This is a genomic window from Sporosarcina sp. P13, assembly GCF_002743055.1.
In the GTDB taxonomy this organism is placed as follows: Bacteria; Bacillota; Bacilli; order Bacillales_A; family Planococcaceae; genus Sporosarcina.
The window spans coordinates 1-4,106 of sequence record NZ_PDYM01000066.1 but is presented as its reverse complement, the minus strand read 5'-3'; the positions used below and the strand labels follow the sequence as shown (position 1 = coordinate 4,106).

The 4,106-nt window shown below is 45.3% G+C and carries 4 protein-coding genes; 3 read left to right on the top strand and 1 reads right to left on the bottom strand.

Annotated elements, in window-relative coordinates; all coding sequences use genetic code 11:
• Positions 1–245 (bottom strand): hypothetical protein (locus tag CSV79_RS16685; RefSeq protein ID WP_143560599.1); only part of this gene is annotated, 245 nt, incomplete at its 3' end.
• A 972-nt stretch (positions 246–1,217) separates the two neighbouring features.
• Here CSV79_RS16685 and rpiB point away from each other — a divergent pair.
• From rpiB to glyA, 3 genes are read left to right on the top strand one after another with little or no spacing between them, the layout of a single operon-like run.
• Positions 1,218–1,658, top strand: a complete 441-nt coding sequence (rpiB, locus tag CSV79_RS16245) for a ribose 5-phosphate isomerase B (protein WP_099690088.1) — start codon at positions 1,218–1,220, stop codon at positions 1,656–1,658.
• Between the two features lie 18 nt (positions 1,659–1,676).
• Positions 1,677–2,222: a TIGR01440 family protein gene (locus CSV79_RS16240; protein WP_199171949.1), complete on the top strand. Its 546-nt coding sequence runs from the start codon at positions 1,677–1,679 to the stop codon at positions 2,220–2,222.
• 57 nt (positions 2,223–2,279) lie between these two features.
• The gene (gene glyA / locus CSV79_RS16235) at positions 2,280–3,533 is read left to right on the top strand and encodes a serine hydroxymethyltransferase (RefSeq protein WP_099690087.1); all 1,254 of its coding nucleotides are present in this window, start codon (positions 2,280–2,282) and stop codon (positions 3,531–3,533) included.
• Positions 3,534–4,106 lie beyond the last annotated feature (573 nt).

Sequence of the window (4,106 nt, the reverse complement as noted above, 5' to 3'; positions counted from 1 at the left end):
CATAGTTTTTTGAAGTTAGTAAGGAATTTGGTAAGTTCAAGCCACTTCAATCCGCTTCTGTATGTAGCTAGTAATTCATCATTGTACCCACTACGGCGCTGGCGGATGGCTCCCGCAATGAGCCAGACAGGAAGGCCGCCTATCTGTCTCATTGCTCCGCCTACCGCTTGTAAGGCACCTTCGTTTAGTGGCGGGGAGTAAGTGGCATAGCTCATTGAAGTTAGTAAGGGATTCAGTAAGTTCAATCCACTTCAACCCGCTACTGTATGTATGGAAGCAATTTATCACTGTACCCACTACGGCGCTGGCGGATGGCTCCCGCAATAAGCCAGATAGGAAGGGCGCCTATCCGTCTTATTGCTCCGCCTACCGCTTGTAAGGCGCCTTCGTTTAGTGAGGGAAGGTAAGTATCATAGTACTCTAAATACTCCAAAGTCTGAAAGTGATTTTTACTAAGTACCAAAGACTACTAGAACTACCTTGCACTCAAAAAGCGAAGGCACAACTGCGGGGTCGGCCGAAGCAAAGAGACAGCTAGCGCGACTTTCGCTAGTTGGCTCTTTGTGGGAGGCAATCCCCCACGTGCCGCAGCGTTGAGAGAAAGTTGACCCTTACTAACTTCAGTATCGGAAAAGAGTCGAGCAACGTCACAACACAAACTGGTTTTACCATATACAGAACCCAACCAAACTACCTTGTACTAAATAGCGAAGGCACAACTGCGGGGTCAGCCGAAGCCATGAGACAACTAGCGCGACCTTCGCTTGTTGGCTCATGGCGGGAGGCAATCCCCCACGTGCCGCAGCGACGATAGGGAACCGACCTTCTCTATATTCTGTACCTTAAATAAGTCGTGCAACGCCCCAACACAAAATGGTTTTCTTGTGTACAGAAATCCGACCAATCTACCTTGTACTCAAAAAGCGAAGGCACAACTGCGGGCTCATGGCGGGAGGCAATCCCCCACGTGCCGAAGCGATAATAGAAAGCCGACCTTTACTAACTTCAGTACCGTAAAAAAGTCGAGCAACGCCCCAACAAAAAACAAATTTTAAAGACGGACAATATACAAGCGTCATCAAGCAAACATTCGTCTTTGTGACAAAACTACATACTTTAAAAATCAAAAAGTCAAAAACAAAGCAGTAAAACCGATGATTTTTTTATCGAATGGTGGTAGAATAGGCGATAAGTAAAAATAGAAATGAGGGTGCGCAGTGAAAGTTGCAATTTCTTCAGACCACGGGGGCAACAATCTCCGTAAAGAAATCACCGATCTATTGAAAGAACTAGGCATAGAGTACGTGGACTATGGCCCGGACTCCGACGCCTCTGTCGACTATCCAGACTACGCTATACCAGTAGCTAACGACGTCGCAGCAGGAAAAGTAGACCGCGGCATTTTAATTTGTGGGACGGGGATCGGTATGTCGATTGCTGCCAACAAAGTAAAAGGAATCCGTTGTGCACTAGTACATGACGTATTCAGCGCAAAAGCAACACGTGAGCATAACGACTCCAACATCATCGCAATGGGTGAACGCGTCATTGGCGCAGGACTTGCACGCGAAATCGTCAGCACATGGTTAACAACTGAATTCGAAGGCGGCCGTCACGAGCGTCGTATTGATAAAATGATGGATTTAGAAAAGCAATAAAGAAAGTAGGATGAACAAGTGGACGCTATAGCATTATGGAAACTGCAACTTGAACAGGCATTGACCGAATTTGCGGAACAAGCACCACCTGTCGCAGAGACGATTTTTGTAGTTGGATGCTCTACTTCTGAAGTTGCAGGTGCGCGTATCGGAACGAATGGTGCACTTGAAATCGGTGAGGCTATATTCGAACCACTTCAGGCATTTGCGGATAAATATCAAATCCACTTGGCGTTTCAAGGTTGCGAGCATATTAATCGTGCGGTAACGTTAGAGCGAAAGACAGCCCAGCAGTTTCAATTAGAACCTGTGTCCGTCGTGCCAGTTTTTAAAGCGGGTGGCTCGATGTCTACAATCGCCTATAAACAATTCAAAGATCCAGTCGTAGTTGAGACGGTTCGGGCAAGCGCCGGAATTGATATTGGTCAAACATTAATTGGCATGCAAATGAAGCCTGTTGTAGTACCAATACGGACATCTATTAAACAGGTCGGAGAAGCAATCATTACACTCGCAACGACACGTCCAAAATTGATTGGCGGAAGTCGTGCGCACTACGAATAATATGTGTACAATACAATAAAACATAAATACTAACAGAAAAAAAGGGGATATTATCTAATGGACTTAAGTAACGTAAAGCGCGATGATTCAGCTGTTTTCGAAGCGATTATGGCAGAAAAAGGTCGTCAAAACTCAAACATCGAACTAATCGCATCAGAAAACTTTGTTACAGAAGCAGTAATGGAAGCTCAAGGATCATACTTAACAAATAAATATGCTGAAGGTTATCCAGGCCGTCGTTACTACGGTGGCTGCGAACACGTCGACGTAGTAGAGGATCTAGCGCGCGACCGCGTTAAAGAATTATTTGGTGCAGCATATGCAAACGTCCAACCGCACTCTGGTGCACAAGCGAACATGGCAGTTTACTTCACAGCATTAGAGCCAGGCGACACAGTCCTTGGTATGAACTTATCCCATGGCGGTCACTTGACACACGGATCACCAGTAAACTTCTCTGGAATTCTATACAACTTTGTAGAATACGGTGTAACAAAAGAAGAAGAAGTGATCGACTATGAAGATGTTCGTCAAAAAGCGTTAGAGCACAAGCCGAAAATGATCGTAGCGGGTGCAAGTGCATACCCACGTGAAATCGACTTCGCGAAATTCCGTGAAATTGCTGATGAAGTAGGCGCGTACTTAATGGTAGATATGGCACACATCGCAGGTTTAGTTGCGACAGGTGAGCACCCAAGCCCAGTACCTCATGCACACTTCATTACATCTACAACTCATAAGACATTGCGTGGACCACGTGGTGGGTTGATTCTATTAAATGAAGAAACTGCTGAAGAGTTTGGCCGTAAAATCGACAAAACGGTATTCCCAGGTGTGCAAGGTGGACCATTGATGCACGTAATCGCTGCAAAAGCGGTAGCATTCAAAGAAGCATTGCAACCGGAATTCAAAGAATATGCACAACAAGTGAAGAAAAACGCTAGTGCATTAGCTGCGAAACTTAAAGAAGAAGGAATTGACGTTGTTTCTGGCGGTACTGACAATCACATCGTACTAGTGAAGCTGAAATCACTAAACCTGACAGGTAAAGTAGCAGAACACGTACTAGATGAAATCGGCATCACTGTAAACAAAAACACGGTACCATTCGATACAGAAGGACCATTCGTAACTTCTGGAATCCGTATCGGTACACCTGCTGTTACAACACGTGGATTTAAAGAAGAAGATATGGTAGAAGTTGGCCGTATCATCGCTGACCTTTTGAAAAACCACGAAGACGAAACTGCAAAAGCAGAAGCGCGCAAAGCAGTCACAGCCCTTACAGATCAACACCCTCTATACGCATAAAACTGTAGCACCTGACAAATTTTTGTCAGGTGCTTTAAATTATAGACGAGAATTAGGATAGTTGTTTGGGATTTACGCTACAGAAGGGGACGCTTTCCGGAGGGCGTGGCTTGAGCCTCCTCGTCCGCTGGCGCTACCTGTGGGGTCTCAAAGCGCACGCTGATCCTCCCGGAGTCGCCCCTTCTTTCGCTGCAATCCTATAAATAGAATACAAATACTCTGAGATTTCATTGTAGATATCATGTGATTTAGAAACTCAACTTTACATATGTTAAGTTCAAGTTCAAATATATAAGTACAAAGCTAAACATTCCATTTGCTAACTAAAGGTGAAAACACCAGTGAAGCGTAGTGGAAGGCGGCGACTCGGGGAGGATCAGCCCGACAGGTGAGACGACCATGGGAGCTTGCGACCGGTTGGCTTACCGCGGGCCCTCCCGAACTGAACTGCACCCCAAAACTTGGACACATTTAAAATGAAAAGGATGTGGTTTAAGTGGGGAAAATAGATGTGGAAGAAAAGATTCAAGCTATTAAACGATATGTTGAAGGTAAAGAAAGTCTTGGTGAGAT